The sequence below is a fragment of the Streptomyces sp. NBC_01232 genome (assembly GCF_035989885.1).
Classification (GTDB): Bacteria; Actinomycetota; Actinomycetes; order Streptomycetales; family Streptomycetaceae; genus Streptomyces.
The window spans coordinates 5,194,724-5,216,376 of record NZ_CP108518.1 but is presented as its reverse complement, the minus strand read 5'-3'; the positions used below and the strand labels follow the sequence as shown (position 1 = coordinate 5,216,376).

The 21,653-nt window shown below is 72.7% G+C and carries 21 protein-coding genes; 9 read left to right on the top strand and 12 right to left on the bottom strand.

All coding sequences use genetic code 11. The annotated features are described in order from the left end of the window. Positions 1–68: 68 nt before the first annotated feature. The gene (msrA, locus tag OG444_RS24270; protein WP_327264150.1) at positions 69–737 is read left to right on the top strand and encodes a peptide-methionine (S)-S-oxide reductase MsrA; all 669 of its coding nucleotides are present in this window, start codon (positions 69–71) and stop codon (positions 735–737) included. Next, positions 701–1,246 (top strand): hypothetical protein, encoded by a 546-nt coding sequence (locus OG444_RS24265; protein WP_327267076.1) that lies wholly within the window; start codon positions 701–703, stop codon positions 1,244–1,246. Before msrA ends, OG444_RS24265 begins: the two co-directional genes overlap by 37 nt. 132 nt (positions 1,247–1,378) lie before the next feature. On the opposite strand, the gene OG444_RS24260 is transcribed toward OG444_RS24265, so the two are convergent. Then, positions 1,379–2,470: an NAD(P)-dependent alcohol dehydrogenase gene (locus OG444_RS24260; RefSeq protein ID WP_327264149.1), complete on the bottom strand. Its 1,092-nt coding sequence runs from the start codon at positions 2,468–2,470 to the stop codon at positions 1,379–1,381. 164 nt (positions 2,471–2,634) lie between these two features. On the opposite strand from OG444_RS24260, the gene OG444_RS24255 reads away from it, so the two are divergent. Further along, positions 2,635–3,519 (top strand): helix-turn-helix transcriptional regulator, encoded by an 885-nt coding sequence (locus OG444_RS24255; RefSeq protein ID WP_327264148.1) that lies wholly within the window; start codon positions 2,635–2,637, stop codon positions 3,517–3,519. Here OG444_RS24255 and OG444_RS24250 read toward each other — a convergent pair. The 3 genes from OG444_RS24250 to OG444_RS24240 form a co-directional block, all read right to left on the bottom strand. Continuing rightward, a complete protein-coding gene (locus tag OG444_RS24250; RefSeq protein ID WP_327264147.1) occupies positions 3,509–4,501 on the bottom strand; it encodes a GNAT family N-acetyltransferase in 993 nt (330 codons plus the stop codon). The two genes, OG444_RS24255 and OG444_RS24250, sit on opposite strands and share 11 nt — an antisense overlap. Before the next feature lie 109 nt (positions 4,502–4,610). Beyond that, a complete protein-coding gene (locus OG444_RS24245; RefSeq protein ID WP_327264146.1) occupies positions 4,611–5,882 on the bottom strand; it encodes a L,D-transpeptidase in 1,272 nt (423 codons plus the stop codon). A gap of 133 nt (positions 5,883–6,015) precedes the next feature. Then, on the bottom strand, positions 6,016–6,300 hold the full coding sequence (locus tag OG444_RS24240; protein ID WP_327264145.1) for a hypothetical protein: 285 nt from the start codon (positions 6,298–6,300) through the stop codon (positions 6,016–6,018). A 164-nt stretch (positions 6,301–6,464) separates the two neighbouring features. On the opposite strand from OG444_RS24240, the gene OG444_RS24235 reads away from it, so the two are divergent. Then, positions 6,465–6,803: a hypothetical protein gene (locus OG444_RS24235; protein WP_327264144.1), complete on the top strand. Its 339-nt coding sequence runs from the start codon at positions 6,465–6,467 to the stop codon at positions 6,801–6,803. Between the two features lie 64 nt (positions 6,804–6,867). Here the strand turns inward: OG444_RS24235 and hutH are convergent, their stop codons facing one another. The 5 genes from hutH to OG444_RS24210 all read right to left on the bottom strand — a co-directional run bounded on the left by hutH (position 6,868) and on the right by OG444_RS24210 (position 12,941). After that, complete coding sequence (gene hutH / locus OG444_RS24230) at positions 6,868–8,409, bottom strand: histidine ammonia-lyase (RefSeq protein ID WP_327266910.1); 1,542 nt, start codon at positions 8,407–8,409, stop codon at positions 6,868–6,870. A gap of 107 nt (positions 8,410–8,516) precedes the next feature. Beyond that, on the bottom strand, positions 8,517–9,632 hold the full coding sequence (locus OG444_RS24225) for a GGDEF domain-containing protein (RefSeq protein WP_327264143.1): 1,116 nt from the start codon (positions 9,630–9,632) through the stop codon (positions 8,517–8,519). Between the two features lie 168 nt (positions 9,633–9,800). Next, positions 9,801–10,604 carry an enoyl-CoA hydratase/isomerase family protein gene (locus OG444_RS24220; RefSeq protein ID WP_327264142.1) on the bottom strand — a complete coding sequence of 268 codons (804 nt, stop codon included), beginning with the start codon at positions 10,602–10,604 and terminating at the stop codon, positions 9,801–9,803. 94 nt (positions 10,605–10,698) lie between these two features. Continuing rightward, positions 10,699–11,868 carry an adenylate/guanylate cyclase domain-containing protein gene (locus tag OG444_RS24215; protein WP_383201661.1) on the bottom strand — a complete coding sequence of 390 codons (1,170 nt, stop codon included), beginning with the start codon at positions 11,866–11,868 and terminating at the stop codon, positions 10,699–10,701. 206 nt (positions 11,869–12,074) lie between these two features. Next, on the bottom strand, positions 12,075–12,941 hold the full coding sequence (locus OG444_RS24210; RefSeq protein WP_327264141.1) for a biotin--[acetyl-CoA-carboxylase] ligase: 867 nt from the start codon (positions 12,939–12,941) through the stop codon (positions 12,075–12,077). A gap of 131 nt (positions 12,942–13,072) precedes the next feature. On the opposite strand from OG444_RS24210, the gene OG444_RS24205 reads away from it, so the two are divergent. From OG444_RS24205 to OG444_RS24190, 4 genes are all read left to right on the top strand, one after another. Continuing rightward, entirely contained in the window at positions 13,073–14,665 is a 1,593-nt protein-coding gene (locus OG444_RS24205; protein ID WP_327264140.1) for an acyl-CoA carboxylase subunit beta, read from the top strand. Between the two features lie 18 nt (positions 14,666–14,683). Continuing rightward, positions 14,684–14,893 (top strand): acyl-CoA carboxylase epsilon subunit, encoded by a 210-nt coding sequence (locus OG444_RS24200; RefSeq protein ID WP_327264139.1) that lies wholly within the window; start codon positions 14,684–14,686, stop codon positions 14,891–14,893. An 80-nt stretch (positions 14,894–14,973) separates the two neighbouring features. Continuing rightward, the gene (mmpB, locus tag OG444_RS24195; RefSeq protein WP_266353118.1) at positions 14,974–15,108 is read left to right on the top strand and encodes a morphogenic membrane protein MmpB; all 135 of its coding nucleotides are present in this window, start codon (positions 14,974–14,976) and stop codon (positions 15,106–15,108) included. Positions 15,109–15,160: 52 nt separating this feature from the next. Then, positions 15,161–15,781, top strand: coding sequence for a Maf family protein (locus tag OG444_RS24190; protein WP_327264138.1), 621 nt, complete (start codon positions 15,161–15,163; stop codon positions 15,779–15,781). Here OG444_RS24190 and OG444_RS24185 read toward each other — a convergent pair. After that, entirely contained in the window at positions 15,762–16,238 is a 477-nt protein-coding gene (locus tag OG444_RS24185; RefSeq protein WP_327264137.1) for a hypothetical protein, read from the bottom strand. The two genes, OG444_RS24190 and OG444_RS24185, sit on opposite strands and share 20 nt — an antisense overlap. 130 nt (positions 16,239–16,368) lie before the next feature. Next, on the bottom strand, positions 16,369–17,979 hold the full coding sequence (locus OG444_RS24180) for an MFS transporter (protein ID WP_327264136.1): 1,611 nt from the start codon (positions 17,977–17,979) through the stop codon (positions 16,369–16,371). 752 nt (positions 17,980–18,731) lie between these two features. Between OG444_RS24180 and OG444_RS24175 the strand changes: the two genes are divergently transcribed. Continuing rightward, entirely contained in the window at positions 18,732–20,495 is a 1,764-nt protein-coding gene (locus tag OG444_RS24175; protein WP_327264135.1) for an acetyl/propionyl/methylcrotonyl-CoA carboxylase subunit alpha, read from the top strand. Between the two features lie 140 nt (positions 20,496–20,635). Here the strand turns inward: OG444_RS24175 and OG444_RS24170 are convergent, their stop codons facing one another. Beyond that, the gene (locus OG444_RS24170) at positions 20,636–21,586 is read right to left on the bottom strand and encodes a DeoR/GlpR family DNA-binding transcription regulator (RefSeq protein WP_189733088.1); all 951 of its coding nucleotides are present in this window, start codon (positions 21,584–21,586) and stop codon (positions 20,636–20,638) included. Between the last annotated feature and the right edge of the window lie 67 nt (positions 21,587–21,653).

The following is a 21,653-nucleotide window of genomic DNA, read 5'->3' as shown; positions in this document are numbered from 1 at the left end:
GGCGGAGGGCGGGCCGGGGAATCCCGGCCCGCCCTCCGCACGTTGTCACTCCCACAAGGAGGGAATCCATGTTCTCGTACCGCCGTACGCCCGAGCTCCCCACCCGCGAGGAAGCCCTCACGGGCCGCGCGGAGCCGCTCTTCTCAGTCCCCGACCGGCACACCGTGCTGGGCAACCCGCTGTCCGGCCCCTATCCCGCGCACCTCGAGGTGGCCGACTTCGGCCTGGGCTGCTTCTGGGGCGCCGAGCGCAAGTTCTGGCAGACCCCCGGCGTGTGGACCACGCTGGCCGGGTACCAGGGCGGCTTCACCGAGAATCCGACCTACGAGGAGGTGTGCTCGGGCCGGACCGGCCACACCGAGGTCGTCCGTGTCGTCTTCGACCCGTCCCAGGTGTCCTACGCGGCGCTCCTGAAGCTGTTCTGGGAGTCCCACGACCCCACCCAGGGCTTCCGCCAGGGCAACGACGTCGGCACCCAGTACCGCTCGGCGGTCTACACCCACTCCCCCGCCCAGCAGGCGACGGCGGAGGCCTCCCGCACGGCCTACCAGCAGGTCCTGGCCTCCTCGGGCTACGGGCCGATCACCACGGCGGTCCTCCCGGCGTCGGAGCGCCCCTTCTGGCCCGCGGAGGCGCACCACCAGCAGTACCTGGACAAGAACCCGGGCGGCTACTGCGGCATCGGCGGCACGGGCGTCTCGTGCCCGATCGGCGTCGCGAAGGCCCCGGGGGCCTGACCTCGGTGCCCGCCGACCCCGCGCACGGGCCCGAGCAGCCGTTCGTGGGGTCCCCGCGCACGACCCGGTACCGGCTGCGCCTCGGCGCCTGGGGCATCTGGGTCGAGCTGACGGCCTCGGCGTCGGTGGGCGCCGGAGTGCCGGTAACCGGTGAGCGGGTGGCGGACGGGGTGTGGCTGGACGTCTCCCCCGTCCTCGCCCATCCGCCTTCGGACCGGCGGGGCAAGCGGCTCACCGCCGGGGAGGCGGCGTGGCTGCGCCGCGGACTGGCCCTCGCGGGTCCGGCGCTCGCCGCGCGGGGGCCCTGCGCCCACACGCTGGTCACGGTGGACCGGGTGCTGTTCCCCGAGGCCGACTTCCAGCCGGAGGGGCTGGCCGCGGCGCTCCTGCGGTGGGCCGAGGAGGAGTTCGGGCTCGCGCCGCATCCGGTGCGCGCGCACTTCGACCGCGGCGCGAATCGCTACGTCTTCAGGTGGCCCGCCGGGCAGGGGCGTCTCACCCGACCGTGACCTGGGCCCGGGCCCACGAGGTCTGGTCGAAGGAGGAGCGGGAGGAGCGGGCGTCCGCGTCCGGTCGGGGTGGCCGTGGCCGGGAGGGAAGACGCCGCGGCCGGGCACCGCTCGCCGGACGCGGCCCCCACGTCAGATCGTCGACGCGTCGATCACGAAGCGGTAGCGCACGTCGCTCGCCAGCACCCGCTCGTACGCCTCGTTGATCTGATCGGCGCGGATCAGCTCGATCTCGGCGCCCAGTCCGTGCCCGGCGCAGAAGTCGAGCATCTCCTGGGTCTCGGCGACCCCGCCGATCATCGACCCGGCGAGGGTCTTGCGGCCGGTGATGACGGAGAAGAGGTTGAGCGAGACCTGCTCCTCCGGAGCGCCGACGTTCACCAGGGCCCCGTCGACCTTCAGCAGGCCGAGGTAGGCGTCCAGGCCGAGGGGCGCGGAGACGGTGGACAGGACCAGGTCGAACCGGCCGGCCAGTTCATCGAAGGCCGCCCCGTCGCCGGTGGCGTGGAAGTGGGTGGCGCCCAGCTTCAGGGCGTCCTCCTTCTTGCGGAGGGTCTGCGACAGGACGGTGACCTCCGCGCCGAGCGCGTGCGCGATCTTCACGCCGATGTGGCCGAGGCCGCCGAGGCCGACGACGGCGACCTTCTTGCCGGGGCCCGCCTGCCAGTGCCTGAGCGGGGAGTAGAGAGTGATGCCGGCGCACAGCAGCGGGGCGGCGACGTCGAGGGAGAGGCCGTCCGGGATGCGGACGGTGTACTTCTCGTCGACGACGAGGTGGGTGGAGTAACCGCCGTACGTGGGCTCGCCGTCGCGGTCGAGGGCGTTGTAGGTGCCGGTCATGCCCTCGACGCAGTACTGCTCCTGGCCCCGAAGGCAGTACTCGCAACGGCGGCAGGAGTCGACGAAGCAGCCGACGCCCACCCGGTCCCCGACGGAGAAGCGGGTGACGGCCGCGCCGACCTCGGAGACGACTCCGGCGATCTCGTGGCCGGGGACCATCGGGTAGATGCCCTCGCCCCATCCGTCGCGCACCTGGTGGATGTCGGAGTGGCAGATGCCGGAGTACTTGATGTCGATGAGGACGTCGTGCTCGCCGACGGGGCGGCGCACGATGGTGGTGCGCTCCAGCGGAGCCCCTGCGGCGGGAGCGGCGTACGCGGCGACCCGGGTCGCGGGGGCGGCAGAGGCGGCAGCGGCGGCCTGGGCGGTGGGGGTGACGGACATGGGGGTGCTCCTCGAACGGTGGCCTACGTCTGCAACGGCCCCCACGCTGCCCGTCCGTGCGGCATCCGCCCAGCCCCCTGTCCTTCCTACGACTGGCGAACCTACCCCTGACGGGGTCAGGCTCACGCCTGCTCCGCGACCCGCCGCCCGGGGATACTGGCGGGATGGACCAGCTTGATCAGCGAGCCTGCCTCGGCGAGTTCCTCCGCTCCCGCCGTGCGCGGCTGCGCCCCGAGGACGTGGGCCTGCGGGACTACGGGCGCCGGCGGCGCGTGCCCGGGCTGCGCCGTGAGGAACTGGCGCAGCTGGCGGGGGTGTCGGTCGCGTACTACACGCGGCTGGAGCAGCGCGACGGGCACAACGTGTCGGTGGAGGTGCTGGACGCGCTCGCGCGGGCCCTGCGGCTGGACGGGACCGAGCGGGCGCACCTGATGGACCTGGCCCGGCCCAAGGCGCACCGGCGCCGCCAGAGCCGGCGGCCGCAGGAGGTGCGTCCGGAGCTGCGGACGCTGATGGACGCGATGTGCGGCGTACCGGCGTACCTCGTCGGGCACCGGCAGGACGTCATCGGATGGAACCGGCTGGCAGCCGCGGTCTTCGGGGACTTCGGGGCGCTGCCGGCCGCCGAACGGAACCTGGTGCGGCTGGTGTTCCTGGACCCGGCGACGGCGGAGCTGTACGGGGAGTGGGAGTGCCGGGCGTGCGAGGTGGTGAGCAATCTGCGGATGTACGCGGGTCAGCACCCGGACGACGAGCGGCTGTCGGCCCTGGTCGGTGAGCTGTCGGTGAAGAACGAGGAGTTCCGGCGGCTGTGGGCGGCGCACACGGTGGCGGACAAGACGCACGGGGAGAAGCTGCTGCGGCACCCGCTCGTGGGTGAGATGCGGCTGTCCTTCGAGACGCTGACGCTGCCGGACGACCCGGCGCAGTCCCTGGTCACCTTCCACGCCGTCCCCGGCTCCCCGTCGGCGGACGCCCTGCGTCTGCTGTCGTCGTGGTCGGCCCCGTCGCAGGAGGCCGGGGCGCGGAACCCGGCGGCTAAAGGCTGAGCTGGTAGTAGGCCGCGGGGCGGGCCCGGCGGTAACCCAGGCGCTCGTTCACCGCCCGCATCGGGATGTTCTCGTCGGCCACCGTCGTGTCGATCCGGCGCAGGCCGGGGTAGCGGTGGAGGGCCAGCTCCAGCATGTGCCGCTTGACCGCGCCGCCCAGACCGTGGCCCCGGTGGGCGGGGGCGACGACCGTGTCGTACTGGAGGGCGCGCGGGCCGGCCGGGTCGGGGAGGACCAGTTCCGTGTACGCGGCCACCTCACCCTCCCCGGTCACCGCGGCGACCGTGGTGATCTCGCCGCCCCGGTCCAGGATCAGCCGGTGCGAGGCGTGCAGTCGCTGCGGCGTCCAGCGCTCGGTCTTCTCGTCGATGTCCCCCATGGGCGCGTCCTCCATCGCCCCGTGCGCCGTGGCGAGCGGTCCCGCCCAGTCGTCCGGCACGCGGCCGTGCCAGGCGTGCAGCTCGTACCCGGGGGCTACGGCGCTGGCGCAAGCAGGGGCGTCCGGGGCGAAGTCCCCGTCCCGGGGCCGCTGCGGCCGCACGTCCTGCTCGTACCAGGCCATGGGCAGTACGTTCTCGAATCCGAGGGACTCCGCGAACGCCTGCCCGGGCCCGCCCAGGTCCACCAGCGTCGAGACCGAGGTCCGGCCCTGCGCGAGCAGCTCGGCCCGGACCTGCTCCCACAGGGCCCGGCCCAGGCCCCGGCGGCGGGCGTCCGGGCGTACGGCGAGCACGTCGAGGAAGGCGGTGTGCGCGTTGGCCTCGTCCGTGAACAGCAGCAGGGCCGCCACGCCCGTTCCCCCGTCCGCGGTCCAGAGGGCGGCGCGGCCGCGCGCCGGCGTGACGCGCAGCCGTCCGGCCACTTCCGTCCGGGCGGGCGGCGGCCCCTGCGGCAGGTCGACGGCCTGGGCGGCGGCGAGGACGGCGGTCCAGGCGTCGACTTCGGCATCGGTGGGGGGCAGCGGCAGCGCGCGGACGGTCATACCGGGGACCCTAGATGATCTCGCGGCGGGGAATCCGGCGGTTTCCCACGACGAACGGCGGGGACCCCGTGAGGGATCCCCGCCGTTCGTCCGTCGCGTTCCGGGGGTGTCAGACGGCCGCGCCGGCCTTCCACTCCGCCCAGCTCATGTTCCAGCCGTTGAGGCCGTTGTCCGGCTTGATGGTCTTGTCCGGGGAGTTCACCACGGTGACCACGTCGCCGATGAGCGAGTTGTCGTAGAACCAGGCGGCCGGCTGGTTCGGGTCGCCCGCGCCCTTGACGTCGTTCAGGCCGACACAGCCGTGGCTCGTGTTCGCGCTGCCGAAGACCGAGTCAGCACCCCAGTAGTTGCCGTGGAGGAAGGTGCCGGACTGGGACAGGCGCATGGCGTGCGGGACGTCCTTGATGTCGTACTCGCCCTTGCCCTCACTGTCCTTGAAGCCCACGGTCGAGCCGTCCATCCGGGTCTCCTTGAACTTCTCGGAGATCACCATCTGGCCGTTGTAGGTCGGGTTCTCCGGGGAGCCCGCCGAGATCGGAATGGTCTTGAGGACCGCGCCGTCCCGGGTGACCGTCATCTTCTTGGTCTTCGTGTCGACCGTGGAGACCTGGCTGCGGCCGATCTTGAAGGTGACGGTCTTGTTCTGGACGCCCTGGACGCCGGGAGCGCCCTGGACGCCCTCCAGTGCCAGCTTCATCGTGACGGTGGAGTTCGCCTGCCAGTACTGCTCCGGGCGGAAGTCCAGGCGCTGCGCGCCGAACCAGTGGCCGACGACTTCCTGACCGCTGCTGGAGGTGACGGTGATCGCCGCCTGGACGGCCTTCTGGTCCTTGATCGGCTTGTTGAAGGAGATCGAGACCGGCATGCCCACACCGACCGTCTGGCCGTCGTCCGGTATGAACGAGCCGACGAAGCTGTTCTCCGGCGAGACGGTGGTGAAGGAGGCGTTCTCGTGCGCCTCCTTGCCGTCGGCGTCCTTGGCCGTCGCCGCCAGCGCGTACTTCGTGGAGCGCTTCAGCGCGGCGTCGGGCTTCCAGCTCTTGCCGTCGGCGGCGATCTTGCCTGCCACGGCCGCGCCCTCGCTGGTCTTGAGCTCGACCAGGGTCAACGTGCCGTCGGTCACGGCGACATTGGCCGCGTCGTTGAGGCCGACGTTGGTGGCGCCGTCCTTCGGCGTGATGGTTATTTTGGCCTTGGAAGCATCCTTGGCCGCCGCCGCGTCGACGTCCGCCTGGGCGCTGGCGGAATCGCCCTTGCCCTTCGGCTTGTCGTCGTCCCCGCCGCCGCACGCCGAGAGCACCAGTACCCCACCGAGAACGGCGGATATGGCCACCAGGGACCTTCTCCGCCGCTTACTGTCCGTCCTCACACGCCACTCCATCGTTGCCGGATACCCGGAACGCCGCCGTCCCGGGATTGGCCCGGCAGGGGGACGAACCCCCTGCCTGGTCCTGACAACGCGTTAACGGCGCGGGCCGGTTCCACATTCCGTTGGGATGTGGGCCACCACACGGTCAGGCGTTGTCGGGTTCCTCGTCGAAGTCCCCATCTTCCTCGTCCAGGTCCCACTCCATCGACTCGGGGTCGTATTCGACGGGCTCGCTGCTCCAGGAGGCCTGGGCGAGCTCCACGCCAGGGATCTCCGCGACCAGGTCAGTGGGGTCGACAAGGTAGGCGAGGGCCTCCGACTCGTCCTCCCGGACGGCGGACTCGGCGTGGCCGCGCTCCTCGTCCGGCATGAACTCGTCGGCCTTGATGTGCGCGAGGGCGGCTCCGGTGAGTGCCTGAACGTCCGGCACCTCAAGAACCAAATCCACCCGAAGCCGTACGTATCGTGATGTCTCAGAAGAGTTCATACGACGGAGAGTAAGCCCGCGGCAGCCCCGACTTTCCCACGACCCGCCCCTTTCCGTAGCATCACCGCACACGGCCAATTCGCTGCTGCCACAAGGGGGATCGCACCGTGTCCGCACGCCGACCGCTGCTCACCGCTCTCGGAGCGACCACCCTCCTCGCCGCCCTGTGGTTCGTGCCCTCCGCGGGCGCGACCTCACCGGGGGCCACGGAGACCCGCTCAGGCGTGCCCACGGGCGCGAACGCCGCGGGAACGGCCACCGACGCCACCGACTCCTCCGGCGCCCCCGGAACGGTCACGGGGACCTCCGCCGAACCGGCCGCGCAGCCGCTGCTCGCCGCCACCGGATCCGTCGACACCACCCCCTATCTCCTGGGCGGCACGCTCTTCCTCGGCGTCGGGGCCGGGTTCGTCGCCTTCTCGGTCCGCCGCTCGCACACGCCCTGACCACGGCGAAGGGCCGCCCCGGGACGGATCCCGGGGCGGCCCTTCGCCGCGTACGCAGCCTTCGTCAGGCGAGCGGACCCGTCACCGGCTCCACGGCGGCGACGAGGCCGCCGCTGCGGACGAACGCGTCGGCCGCGGCCAGGTCGGGGGCGAGGAAACGATCCGGCCCGGGACCCTCCACACCGGCCGCACGGGCGGCCGCGATCGCGGCCTGGCTGGCCGGGGCGGGGGTCAGCCCGTGGCGCAGCTCGATGGCGCGGGTGGCCGCGTACAGCTCGATGGCGATGATCCGCGTCAGGTTGTCGACGGCGGTACGGAGCTTGCGCGCGGCCGACCACCCCATCGAGACGTGGTCCTCCTGCATGGCGGAGGAGGGGATCGAGTCGGCCGAGGCCGGCACCGCGAGCCGCTTCATCTCGCTGACCAGGGCGGCCTGCGTGTACTGGGCGATCATCAGACCGGAGTCCACGCCGGCGTCGTCCGCGAGGAACGGCGGCAGACCGTGCGAGCGGTTCTTGTCGAGCAGCCGGTCGGTGCGGCGCTCGGCGATGGAGCCGAGGTCGGCGGCCGCGATGGCGAGGAAGTCCAGCACGTAGGCGACCGGGGCCCCGTGGAAGTTGCCGTTGGACTCCACGCGGCCGTCGGGCAGGACCACCGGGTTGTCGACGGCGGCGGCCAGCTCGCGGGAGGCGACCAGGGCGGCGTGCGCCATGGTGTCGCGGCCCGCGCCGGCGACCTGCGGGGCGCAGCGCACGGAGTAGGCGTCCTGCACGCGCGGGGCGGTCTCCTCCTGGTAGTGGCGGACGAGCCCGGAGCCCTTCAGGACGGCGGCCATGTTCGCGGCGGAGGCGCCCTGACCGGGGTGCGGGCGGATGGCGTGCAGCTCGGGCTGGAGCACCTTCTCCGTGCCGAGCAGCGCCTCCAGCGTCAGCGCGGCGGTGATGTCGGCGGAGGTGTAGAGCCTGCCGAGGTCGGCGAGCGCCATGACCAGCATGCCGAGCATGCCGTCGGTGCCGTTGAGGAGGGCCAGGCCCTCCTTCTCGCGGAGCACGACGGGCTCGATGCCCGCCTCGGCGAGCAGCTCGCCGGCGGGGCGGACGGTGCCGTCAGGGCCCTCGGCGTCACCCTCGCCCATGAGGGCGAGCGCACAGTGGGACAGCGGCGCGAGGTCGCCGGAGCAGCCGAGGGAGCCGTACTCGTGGACGACCGGGGTGATCCCGGCGTTGAGCACGTCGGCCATGGTCTGCGCGACGGAGGGGCGTACGCCGGTGTGACCGGAGGCGACGGTCTTCAGGCGCAGGAACATCAGCGCACGGACGACCTCGCGCTCGACGCGCGGGCCCATGCCGGCGGCGTGCGAGCGGACGATGTTGCGCTGGAGCTGGGCACGCAGCTCGGGGCTGATGTGCCGGGAGGCGAGCGCACCGAACCCGGTGGACACCCCGTAGACGGGCTCGGGCTTGGCGGCGAGGGCGTCGACGATCTCACGGGCACGGGCGAGTGCGTCCTGCGCCTCGGCGGAGAGCTCGACCCGCGCGTTGCCGCGCGCTACGGCGATGACGTCCTCGGCAGTGGTCCCGGACGTCCCCACCACGACAGTGTGCATATCCATATTCAGCACCCTACGGATTGAATCGCTTCATGTCACTAGCTGAACCTGTCACGATCGCGCGGCGGCTGGACCCCTTACGGGCCGGGGCCGCGGGCGGCCGGTCACTGGCGGCCCCGGAAGCGGCGCCGCTCCCCGGGAGCCTCCTGGGCGGCGGCGTCCGCGAGCCGGACCACCGCGGTGTCCCGCCCCGCCACCACCGGCTTGGGCGAGCGCGCGGCCTTCGCCTTGTACTGGGCGGCGTCCGCGAGCCTGAAGAGCCTCCGGGAGGACTTCACCGGCCCGATCGGATCCCCGGTGGAGGCCACCCCGCAGGCCACCCCCTCGCCCAGTTCCAGCTCGGCGGCCCGGGTGCACACCTCCTCGGTGACGCGGACCATCTCGTCCGCCGTCGGACCGACCCCGACCAGGCAGAACTCGTCGCCGCCGAGGCGGGCCACCAGCGATCCGGGCAGCATGGCCCCGCACAGGCTCAGGACCGACCCGAACCGCTCCAGCAGCCGGTCGCCCATGGCGTGGCCGAGGGTGTCGTTGACCTTCTTCAGGCCGTTCAGGTCGCACACGACGAGGCTGACGACCACCCCGGTCCGCCGGTGCTCCTCCAGGGCCTCGTCGAGGCGCATGTCGACCGCCCGCCGGTTCGCGAGCCCGGTCAGCGGGTCGGTGAAGGCGAGCCGCCGGGCCTCCTCCAGCCGCTCGTTCTGCGCGAGACCGGCCGCGACCACGGCGGCGAGCACGGTGGCGAACTCGGCGTCGTCCTCGTCGAAGTCGGGCAGCCCCTCGTCCCGGGCGACGTACAGCTCACCCCAGGCCCGCCCGCTGAGCACGACGGGCGCCACCACGCAGGTCCCGCGGCCCCGGCGGCGCAGGGCCTCCCCGCGCCGCCCCGGCCGGTCACCGACGGCGCTCTCCACCCAGGCGTGCGGGCCGCCGCCGCCCACCCACCGCTCGTGCAGGAACTCGGTGATCTCGGGAAAGTCGTGCACGGGGTACGACTCGTCCTCGGGGAACTCCTCCTCGCCGGCCCGCCGCTCCCCCTCGTTCACCAGGACCCGCAGGCGCCCCCGCTCCCGCTCCCACGCGGAGATCGCGGCGAACGAGCCGTCCAGCGCCACGCGGGCCCCCCGCGCGGCCGCCCGCACGCTGTCCCGCGGCGCGCACGCCGCGGCCATCGCCTGAGCGAGTCCCACCACGGCCCGTAGCCGCCCGTCAACTCCCATCACCCCAGGCTAGGGACTTTTGTCAGATTTGGAGACAATTGGCACGACTTTGGGTGCTTCCAAGATCACCAGGGGTGATCGACGGGGGCTGCGCGCGAGCCGGGCCCCGCGCGTGAGCCGGGCCCTCGCCCGTGAGCCGGGCCCGTCCGGCGCCCCGCAGCCGGGTGGCTACTCCCCCGGCCAGTTCGGCCTGCGCTTCTCGTTGAACGCCGCCACGCCCTCCGCCCGGTCGCCGGAGAAGGCCACCGTCCGCCAGGCCGCGTCCTCGATCTCCAGACCGGCCGCCAGGTCCATCCCGTGGCCCAGCCGCAGCGCCCGCTTGGCGGCTCGCAGACCCACCGGGGAGTTAGCCGCCATCCGGGACGCCAGGGCGAGGGCCTCGGCCGTGTCCTGCCCGGCCGCGACCACCGAGTCCACCAGCCCCAGGGACAGCGCCTCGGCGGCCTCCACCCGGCGCGCGGTGAAGATCAGCTCGGCGGCCCGCGCCGCACCCACCCGGCGCGGCAGCAGCTGCGTACCTCCGCCGCCGGGGATCACGCCCACCGACACCTCGGGCAGACCCACCACCGCGGTCTCGTCGGCGACGATCACATCGCAGGCCAGGGCCAGCTCGAAGCCGCCGCCCAGCGCGAACCCGTGCACGGCCGCGATCGTGGGCATCGGCAGCTCCAGCACGCCCCCGTACGCCCCGCGCGTGGTCGGCCGCTGCCGCACCAGCTCGGCGTCCGAGAGCGAGTTCCGCTCCTTCAGGTCCGCCCCGACGCAGAAGGCCCGCTCCGCCGCGGAGGAGAGCACGACCACGTGTACGGACCGGTCGGCGGCGAGCTCCGCACAGGCCGCCCCGATGGCGCGGGCCATCGCGGTCGACACGGCGTTCATCGCCTTGGGGCGGTCCAGGACCAGCTCGGCGACCCCGCCCTCGTGGCGGCGTACCGCCACGAACTCCGACTCGGACACGGCCTCGGACGCCATAGGAACCCTCCCGGTTAACGAACGTTACCCGGGGATCCTAGGGGCTCCCGGCCGAAACGGGCAGGGCCTGCGGTCTCACCACGCCCGGCCCGCCCTACCCCGCGCCCGCCCGCTTCCGCCGCGTCAGCGACCAGGGCTCCACGACGCCGAGCCCGCGCACCGGCCGCTGCCACATCGGCTGCAGCGCGAAGCGGTAGGACGCACCCTCGTCGGGCGACGTCTCCGCCTCCTTCTCCGACACCGGGGCCGCCCCGGTCCGGGAGAGCTCCTCGGCCATCGCCCCGTCCACCAGGACCGCGTCCTTGGGGGCTATCGACGTCAGCCGGCTGGCCAGGTTCACCGTGGTGCCGAAGACATCGCCCATCCGGGTGGTCACCGTGCCGAAGGCGATCCCGACCCGCAGCTCGGGCATCTGCGCGTCGAGCTCCATGGTCTCGATGAGCCGCAGCGCGATCTCCGCCGCCGTGGCCGCGTCGTCGGCGCAGTACAGCACCTCGTCACCGAGGGTCTTGATCAGCCGGCCGCCGTGCGCGGCCACCAGGTCCGCCGCGGTCGTCTCGAAGGACTCGACCAGCTCGCCGAGCTCCTCCTCCTCCAGCCGCCGCGTCAGGCGCGTGAAGCCCACCAGGTCGGCGAAGCCCACCGCGAGCCGCCGGTCGACCATCTCGTCGTCGTCGGCCACCTGCACCACGCGCCCGGTCGCGGCCGCCAGCTGGCGCCGCCACACGTAGACGAGGAACTCCTCCAGCTCGGGCAGCAGCAGCTCCACCAGCGGGTACGTGACCTCCGTACGGGTCATGCCCGGCTCCGGCGGCTCCGTCAGCCCCTCCAGGAACGAGTCGATCTGCCATTCGGCCAGCCGGGCGGTCGTCTGCCCGGTGGACCGCGCCACCTGTACGGCCATCGGCTCGGACAGCAGCCCGGCCTCCACCAGACCGGCCAGCCGGCGCAGGGCCAGCACGTCGGCCTCGGTCAGCGCCCGGGCCTGCCCGATGTCGGCGAAGCCCATGGCCCGCCAGAAGCGCGAGGCCAGCTCCATGGACACGCCCGCGCTCCGGGCCGCCTGGAACGGGGTGTAGCGGCGCTCGGCACCGAGGATCAGCTGCTCCAGCCGGATGGCGAGCGGATCCGCCGTCGGCTGGGCCGTGTGATCGACCTCGTGGTGCGGAGTGTGCTGGTCGCGGCCGATCGGGGTACCCGGGCCGGAGGCGGAGCCGCCGCCGGGGGCCGCGGACGCGCTGGACGTAGGGTCGTCGACGGTCAAGGGCCGCCTCCTGTCCATTCCGTGCGCACTGCCCTGCGAACCGGTTGATCACCACGAGCACCGGGATCGCCTAAACCATACGGCAGGTGTGCCGTAGCTCACTCCCCCTCCCCGCTTCCGGCCCGCCCGCGACCGCGGCGCGCGGCCCGCGGCCGGGCCCCGGGCGGCGCCGCACCCGGGTGCCGGGTGCGGCGCCCGCTCCCGCGTCAGTGCACGGAACGCAGGTGGACGACGTCGCCCGCGCCCACCGCCTCGTGCTGTCCCTCGGCCGTACGGATCACGAGGCGGCCATCGGTGTCCACCGCTTCGGCCGTTCCGGTGAGGATGCGCCCGCCGGGCAGCTCCGCGCGGACGTGCCGGCCCAGAGTCGCGCAGCCCGCCGCGTAGGTCTCCTGGAGACCGCTGGCCGCGGGGTCGCCGGCGGCCGCGCGCCACCTCCCGTACCACTCCTCCAGGGACCGCAGGACGGCCCGCAGCAGCGGGTCCCGGTCGGTCACGGAGGCCTTGGCCAGCGCCAGCGACCCCGCGGTCGGTACCGGCAGCTCGTCCTCCGTCAGCGTGACGTTGAGCCCGATGCCGATGACCACGCCGTCCGCGACCCGCTCGGCGAGGATCCCGCCGGTCTTGCGCTCCTCGCCCTCGACGCTGACCAGCAGGTCGTTGGGCCACTTGAGGGCGGTGTCCACGCCGGCCGCCCGGGACAGCCCCGTCGCGGTGGCCACGCCGGCCAGCAGGGTCAGCCACCCCCACCGCTCCTGCGGCACCGCGTCGCCCGGCTTGAACAGGACGGAGAAGAACAGCCCCGAGCGCGCGGGAGCGACCCAGCTCCGGTCGAGCCGCCCCCGCCCGGCGCTCTGCTCCTCGGCGACGAACACGGCTCCCTCGGGCAGCTGCGCCGCCCGCGTGGCAAGGTCGGTATTGGTGGACCCGGTACTGGCGACGACCTCCAGCGAGGTCCACAGACCGTCCCCGGTGACGAGCGCCCGCGTGAGGGCGGCGGCATTGAGCGGCGGCCGGTCCAGGCTCGACCAACGACCGGAGGAAGCTCCTGCTGAGGCATCTGATGGCGTCATGCAACCCAATGTAGGTGTGTCAAACGCCGCACTGCCGAGCGCCATGCCCGCCGATACGCTACGCACCAGTAGCCAGCAGTAGTCAATCAATTGACCAGGCAGTTGACACCACGCAGGGAGCCGCGACCCCGATGTCACATCCGTCAGAGCCGATCGACATGCACACCACCGCGGGCAAGATCGCGGATCTGCAGCGCCGCATCGACGAAGCCACCCACGCCGGATCCGCGCGTGCCGTGGAGAAGCAGCACGCCAAGGGCAAGCTGACGGCGCGTGAGCGGGTAGCCCTGCTGCTGGACGAGGGATCCTTCGTCGAGCTGGACGAGTTCGCCCGGCACCGCTCCACCAACTTCGGGCTGGAGAAGACCCGCCCCTACGGCGACGGCGTCGTCACCGGCTACGGCACGGTGGACGGCCGGCCGGTGGCCGTGTTCTCGCAGGACTTCACCGTCTTCGGCGGGGCCCTCGGCGAGACCTACGGCCAGAAGATCATGAAGGTCATGGACTTCGCGCTGAAGACCGGCTGCCCGCTCGTCGGCATCAACGACTCCGGCGGCGCCCGCATCCAGGAGGGCGTCAGCGCCCTGGGCATGTACGGCGAGATCTTCCGCCGCAACGTCCACGCCTCGGGCGTGATCCCGCAGATCAGCCTGATCGTCGGGCCCTGCGCGGGCGGCGCCGTGTACTCCCCGGCCATCACCGACTTCACGGTCATGGTCGACCAGACCTCGCACATGTTCATCACCGGCCCGGACGTCATCAAGACGGTCACCGGCGAGGACGTCGGCTTCGAGGAGCTGGGCGGGGCGCGCACCCACAACAGCACGTCCGGTGTCGCGCACCACATGGCGGGCGACGAGAAGGACGCCATCGAGTACGTGAAGTCACTGCTCGCGTACCTGCCGTCGAACAACCTCTCCGAGCCGCCGGCCTTCCCGGAGGAGGCGGACACGGAGGTCTCCGACACCGACCGCGAGCTCGACGTCCTGATCCCGGACAGCGCGAACCAGCCGTACGACATGCACACCGTGATCGAGCACGTGCTCGACGACGCGGAGTTCCTGGAGACGCAGTCGCTCTTCGCGCCGAACATCCTCACCGGCTTCGGCCGCGTCGAGGGCCACCCGGTCGGCATCGTCGCCAACCAGCCGATGCAGTTCGCCGGCTGCCTGGACATCAACGCCTCCGAGAAGGCGGCGCGGTTCGTCCGGACCTGCGACGCCTTCAACATCCCGGTGCTGACCTTCGTGGACGTCCCGGGCTTCCTTCCGGGCACCGACCAGGAGTACAACGGAATCATCCGGCGCGGCGCGAAGCTGATCTACGCGTACGCCGAGGCCACCGTTCCGCTGATCACGGTCATCACCCGCAAGGCCTTCGGCGGCGCGTACGACGTCATGGGCTCCAAGCACCTCGGCGCGGACCTCAACCTGGCCTGGCCGACCGCTCAGATCGCCGTCATGGGTGCTCAGGGCGCGGTGAACATCCTGCACCGCCGCACCATCGCGGAGGCCGCTCCCGAGGAGGTGGAGGAGACCCGGGCACGGCTCATCACCGAGTACGAGGACGCGCTGCTCAACCCGTACACGGCGGCCGAGCGCGGGTACATCGACGCGGTGACCATGCCGTCCGAGACCCGGGCGCACGTGGTGAAGGGGCTCCGGCAGCTGCGCACCAAGCGGGAGTCCCTGCCGCCGAAGAAGCACGGCAACATCCCGCTCTAGCCCGTCCAGGAGGACTCTGTGGTGATCAAGGTCGTCAAGGGCAACCCGACCCCGGAGGAGCTGGCCGCCGCACTGGCAGTGGTCCAGGCGCGGGCGGCGATGCTGGCCATGGCAACGCCGGACGCCCCGCCGGTCACGGACGCATGGTCGGCGCCGGCCCGGGTGGCACGGCGGCGGGTGCCGCATCCGGGGCCGCGGGCCTGGGGCCGTACGTACTGGCCCGCGTAGCCGAATTGATGTGAACGGACGGTGGCGCCTGAGTACCCGTACTCAGGCGCCACACCCCTGTGCGGGGCCAGGATCGGGGCATGCTCTGGTCCGACCCGAAGAACGAGCCGCCCAAGGACATGCGCGATGCGCAGGCGATGATCCGGCGGCTGACCGTGGTGCTCGCCCTCGCCATGCTCGTGGTGGTGTACGTCCTGGGCGTGGGCCACTTCTAGGGGTGTCCTGCCGATCACCCCGGGCTCGCGGGCCGCGCCTACGATGGCCTCCATGACTGCCACACCTGAGCCCGCGACCGGGCGCAAGCTCGTCCTCGCCTCCGCCTCCCCCGCCCGGCTGAACCTGCTGCGGCAGGCCGGGCTCGCCCCGCACGTGATCGTCAGCGGCTTCGACGAGGACACGCTGAACCACGACGAACCGGCCGCCCTGGCGCTGGCGCTGGCGGAGGCGAAGGCGGCCGTCGTCGCGGGCCTGGACGAGGCCGCGGGCGCCCTGGTGATCGGCTGCGACTCGGTGCTGGAACTGGACGGCGAGGCGCTGGGCAAGCCGGCGGACGCCGACGAGGCCACCGCCCGCTGGAAGTCGATGCGCGGCCGGTCCGGCGTCCTGCGCACCGGGCACTGCGTGATCGACACGGCGGACGGCCGTCAGGTTTCGGCCACGGCGTCCACGACGGTCCGGTTCGGCGAGCCGACGGACGCGGAGGTGGCGGCGTACGTGGCGAGCGGGGAGCCGCTGCACGTGGCGGGGGCGTTCACCCTGGACGGGCTGTCGGCGCCGTTCATCGACGGGATCGACGGGGACCACGGCAACGTGATCGGCCTGTCGCTGCCGCTGCTGCGTTCCCTGCTCGGCGAACTGGACCTGTCCATCACGGACTTGTGGGCTTGAGCTCCCCGAACGGCGGCGCGGGCGGCAGCGGCGGGTTGTCTGTGCCGGCGTCGCCCTCGCCGCCCCGCCGGGCGGCGTAGAGGGTCAGGATCAGGACGAGCAGACACAGGATCAGCATCATCACGGCGAAAGCGGCCCAGCCGACCAGGCCGACGACGAGGGTGCCGAGCACTCCGTGGGTGACGGCGGCGCTGATGAGCACGATGCGGCCGAACCGGTTCGGGGAGCGGTCGCGGATCGCGGTGACGGCGGCGATCACGGCGCACAGGACGAGGAAGGCACCCATGCCCGCGCCCATGCCGTAGGTCGCCTTGGACATGACGTCCGGGTCGCTGCCCGCGATGGACATCGACTGGTTCGCCGTGGTCCGGCCCAGCACGATGTGGACGAGCACGAGTACCGCCGCTTCCACGACGAGCACGATCGCAGCCAGTCCGGCCACGAGTCTTCGCAGCACGATGCCCCACCCCCCACGTGTCACAAGCCTGTTCGACGCCTGGAGGCTACTAACGGGTAGCGCGCGGGACAAGACGTGCGCACCGCCCGGTTCCCGGGCACCGCCCCGCGCGCGCCGCCGTACGGCGGGGCTACGCCTTCGCCTTCTTCTCCCTCGGCCAGACGGTGTACGACCACGACCAGATCGTGTCGATGACCCAGACGGTGAGCCAGATCCGGCCGAACCAGACCAGCGGTCCGCGCCGATCGTCCGGCACGCCGCCGTCCGCGATCTGCCACACGAGCCAGCTGGAGTCCAGGGCCCACAGGATCAGCTGGCCCAGGGCGAACGCGGCCGTGTGGACGTACCAGTCCCGCCGCTCCTTGCGTGCGTGGTCCCGGGGCCCGGTGACGGCCCCGGCCGAGGGCTGCGCCGGTTCCGGCCCGCTCATGTCCATGCCCATGTCTTCTCCGTCCTCTCCCGCGGTCGCGGTCCGGGGCCCGGACGTCCCGGGCCCCTTGGGGTTCCTGTTCTCGGCCGGCAGGCGCAGCGTGCGGATCGCGTACGGCACCACGACGGCCCCCAGTGCCGAGGTGGCCGCCGCCGCGGCGCAGGCGGCGGCCCAGCCGAGTTCCTCGTAGAGCACGCCCATCAGCAGCGGCCCGGCCACCACACCGGCCAGGCGGGCGCTCTCGTAGAGCCCCATGCCCCGGCCGATCCGGCCGCCGGACGCGGCGGCGACGGTCGCCTGCTCGACCGGGATCTGCGCGGCGAAGCAGGCGGCGGCCACGGCCCAGAGGGCGGCGATCGCCAGAGGCCCGGACACGACCGCGAGCCCCGCGGCGAACAGCGCGCTCGCCGCGAACGAGGCGACCATGGTCGGCGTACGGCCCAGCCGGCCGGTGAGGTGGTGGGCGTGCTCCGGCAGCAGGACGAACACCAGGAAGCCGGGGGCGAGGACCAGCGCGATCTCGTTCGGGCTCAGCTCCAGTTCCGCCTGGAGCCGCAGCAGCAGGAGCATCCACAGCCCCGCCTCGGCCGCGGCCGTCACCGCGGACACCAGCATCAGCGGCAGCAGTCGGCGCTCCGCGGCTCCCCGTCTGCCCGTGCGGCCCGTGCGGCCCGTCACGCCGGCGCGGCCCGTCCCGCCCGTCCCGTCCGGCCCATCCGTCCCGTCCGGCCCCCCGGCGCGGGCCGGCCGTCGGTGGGGCCCGCGCAGCAGCGAGGCCGCGGCCACCGCGCAGGCGGCGCTGCCCAGCCAGAACAGCAGCGGGTAGCCGCCGCGTTCGAGCAGGGAGAACGCCACCAGGTAGCCGGCCAAGGCGCCCTTCCCCTCCGCGGACAGCAGCTTCCCGTAGGCGGAGGTGCTGCCCTTGGACCGCTGCCCGGTCCAGGCCCGCAGCGCGACCCAGAACAGGGCTCCGCCCGCGCCGCCCAGGCCCGCCGCGACGAAGGCCGCCCCCAGCGAGTCGGCGAGCGCGTACCCGGCGAACGACAGGGCGTACAGCACCGCACCGGCCGCGGCCACCCGCCGCTGGTCGAAGCGGTCCGCCAGCTCCCCGGCCAGCGGACGCACGAGGAGCGAGAGCGCCGCCTCGAAGGCGACGAGGGCGCCGACCGCGGAGGCTCCGGCCTGCAGCGTCGACCCCGCCCACAGGGGGAGCAGGAAGTCGAGCACCTCCGCCGGGGCGCTCGCGAACAGTGCGGCCGACAGGACCCGGCGCCCTTCCGGGTCCGTCGGCGTCTTCGTCCCGGCGCTCACCCCTCGCACGCTTCCCGGTCGTGAACCGGCGCCGCGCGGCGTGCACCGTCCGAGCGGGCGTTCGTACGGAAGAACCCACCGGTCGCTTCGCACCGGTCGGGAAGGGGCCCGGGTAAGAAGGGCACTGACGCCATCGCCTCGTCCTCGTCTCGGTCGTGCCGCGCCGTGCTGGGGCGCGCTCCGCGCGGTGTTTCCTCGCCGCCTGCAAGACGCCGTTCGCCCCGCCCGGGTTGCCGGCCCGCCGCGTCCGTGATCATGGACGCGCCGCGGAGGGCTTCGTTTGCGCCGGCGACGGGCCGCCGGCGGGGCCGTCCGGTGAGCGCTTCCCCCGCGGCCGCCGGGCCCCGTGTCGACCATCCGCAGTACACGCCCGGCGCGCTGTCGCCCGTCCGGGCCGCTGTGGGCCGCATCGCTGTGGGTACGGTGTTCTTCCGGTTCGCCCTGCGGGACAACGGGGCTACCAATCAGTAAACAAGGGGACAACTCCTCTCACGACCGCAAAGAAACCGTGGGCCGTTCGTAGGGACTCGACAAAGAATCACCCGGGGCCGCTGACCGGTGGGACAGAGACCTTGGATACACGACGGGGTTACTGTGCAGTCGGGGATCCCCCTGACCTGGGGCGCCACAAGGGTTCTCCGGCGGATCGGCCCTCGCATCACACTCTGTGTGGGCAAGGTCACCACCGGGGAAGGGTCGAAAGGCCGTGTGGGCTGTCCCTAAACTCAGCTTGTTTCAAGGAGGGAGCCATCGTGCGCAAGGTGCTCATCGCCAACCGTGGCGAAATCGCTGTCCGCGTTGCTCGGGCCTGCCGGGACGCCGGGATCGCGAGCGTAGCCGTCTACGCCGATCCGGACCGGGACGCTCTGCACGTCCGCGCGGCCGACGAAGCTTTCGCGTTGGGCGGTGACACCCCGGCCGCCAGCTACCTGGACATCTCCAAGGTCCTCCAGGCCGCAGCCGACTCCGGTGCGGACGCCATCCATCCCGGATACGGCTTCCTCTCCGAGAACGCCGAATTCGCCCAGGCCGTGATCGACGCCGGCCTGACCTGGATCGGCCCGCCGCCGCAGGCCATCCGTGACCTCGGTGACAAGGTGGCCGCCCGTCACATCGCACAGCGCGCCGGCGCGCCGCTGGTCGCCGGTACGCCGGACCCGGTCTCCGGATCCGACGAGGTCGTCGCCTTCGCCAAGGAGCACGGCCTGCCGATCGCGATCAAGGCCGCCTTCGGCGGTGGCGGTCGCGGCCTGAAGGTCGCCCGCACCCTCGAAGAGGTGCCGGAGCTCTACGACTCCGCCGTCCGCGAGGCCGTCGCCGCCTTCGGCCGCGGCGAGTGCTTCGTCGAGCGCTACCTCGACAAGCCGCGTCACGTCGAGACCCAGTGCCTGGCCGACTCGCACGGCAACGTCGTCGTGGTGTCGACCCGTGACTGCTCCCTGCAGCGCCGCCACCAGAAGCTCGTGGAGGAGGCCCCGGCACCGTTCCTGACCGACGCTCAGAACGCGGAGCTGTACGCCGCCTCCAAGGCCATCCTGAAGGAAGCCGGCTACGTCGGCGCCGGCACCGTCGAGTTCCTCGTCTCCGCCGACGGCCTGATCTCCTTCCTCGAGGTCAACACCCGCCTCCAGGTCGAGCACCCGGTCACCGAAGAGGTCGCCGGCATCGACCTGGTCCGCGAGATGTTCCGCATCGCCGACGGCGAGGAGCTCGGCTACGGCGACCCGGTCCTGCGCGGTCACTCCATCGAGTTCCGCATCAACGGCGAGGACCCGGGCCGCGGCTTCCTCCCGGCCCCCGGCACGGTCACCAAGTTCAACGCCCCCACCGGCCCCGGTGTCCGCCTCGACGCGGGCGTCGAGTCCGGCTCCGTGATCGGCCCGGCCTGGGACTCGCTCCTGGCCAAGCTGATCGTCACCGGCGCCACCCGCGAGCAGGCCCTCCAGCGCGCGGCCCGCGCGCTCGCCGAGTTCGAGGTCGAGGGCATGGCCACCGCCATCCCCTTCCACCGTGCGGTCGTCGCCGACCCGGCGTTCGCCCCCACGGACGGCAGCCCCTTCACCGTCTTCACCCGGTGGATCGAGACCGAGTTCGTCAACGAGATCCCGGCGTTCACGGCCCCGGCCGCGGACGACATCGAGGACGAGCCGGGCCGCGAGACGGTGGTCGTCGAGGTCGGCGGCAAGCGCCTCGAGGTCTCGCTCCCGTCCTCGCTGGGCATGACCCTGGCCCGCACGGCCGCCGCCGGTGGCGCGAAGCCGAAGCGCCGCGCGGCCAAGAAGTCCGGCCCGGCCGCCTCCGGCGACACCCTGGCATCGCCGATGCAGGGCACGATCGTCAAGGTCGCGGTCGAAGAGGGCCAGCAGGTCAACGAGGGCGACCTGGTCGTCGTACTCGAGGCCATGAAGATGGAGCAGCCGCTCAACGCGCACCGCTCCGGCACCGTCGTCGGCCTCTCGGCCGAGGTCGGCGCATCGGTCACGTCGGGCGCGGCGATCTGCGAGATCAAGGACTGACGCCGTTGGACGGGGCTCCCGGGGCATCCACCCCGGGAGCCCCGTCCCCCGTACGTCGAACGCCGGCGGGGCTGGAACATCCAGCCCCGCCGGCGTTCGACGTACGGGGGCGGCGCCCCCGGCGAGCCGATCCGTAGGACCTAGCGGCGGCGCATGTCGGCCACGCGGGCCCGCTCCGCCTGCGGCTCCAGCATCCCGCCGGCGGCACTGCGCAGCTGCGCGGTCGGCCCGCCCCGCCTCTGCACCGGCAGCGGCGACTCGCGGCGCGGCCGCCGCCCCTGCATACCGTCCACACCGCCGGAGGCCACGGCTCCGCCGGCCACGGTGATCTGCACGCCCTGGTCCGCCAGCGCCTGCAGCTCCGTACCCGCCCGGTCGTCGTGCGGCGGCGGCTCGTCCGTCACCAGACGTGTCATCACATCGGTCGGCACGGTCTGGAACATGGTGTCCGTACCGAGCTTCGTGTGGTCGGCCAGCACCACCACCTCCGCCGCCGCCTGCACCAGCGCCCGGTCCACGCTGGCGGACAGCATGTTGGACGTGGACAGCCCGCGCTCGGCGGTCAGGCCGCTGCCGGACAGGAAGGCCCGGGACACCCGCAGCCCCTGGAGGGACTGTTCGGCTCCGCTTCCCACGAGGGCGTAGTTGGACCCGCGCAGCGTGCCGCCGGTCATGACCACCTCCACCCGGTTCGCGTGGGCCAGGGCCTGGGCGACGAGCAGGGAGTTGGTGACGACGGTCAGTCCGGGCACTCGGGCGAGCCGGCGGGCCAGCTCCTGGGTCGTGGTGCCCGCGCCGACGACGACGGCCTCGCCCTCTTCGACGAGGGAGGCGGCGACATCGGCAATGGCGGTCTTCTCCGCCGTCGCGAGATGGGACTTTTGCGGAAAGCCGGACTCCCGCGTGAAACCGCCCGGCAAGACCGCACCGCCGTGCCGGCGGTCGAGGAGTCCTTCTGCCTCCAGTGCCCGCACGTCCCGCCGTACGGTCACTTCGGAGGTCTGGACGACGCGGGCGAGCTCCCGGAGCGATACCGCTCCGTTGGCCCGCACCATTTCGAGGATCAATTGGCGACGTTCTGCAGCGAACACGAAACTGACAGTAACCCCAACGACCGTCTGCTTTCAGCTCTTTGCGCCGGAATTCCGAAGTTGTCCA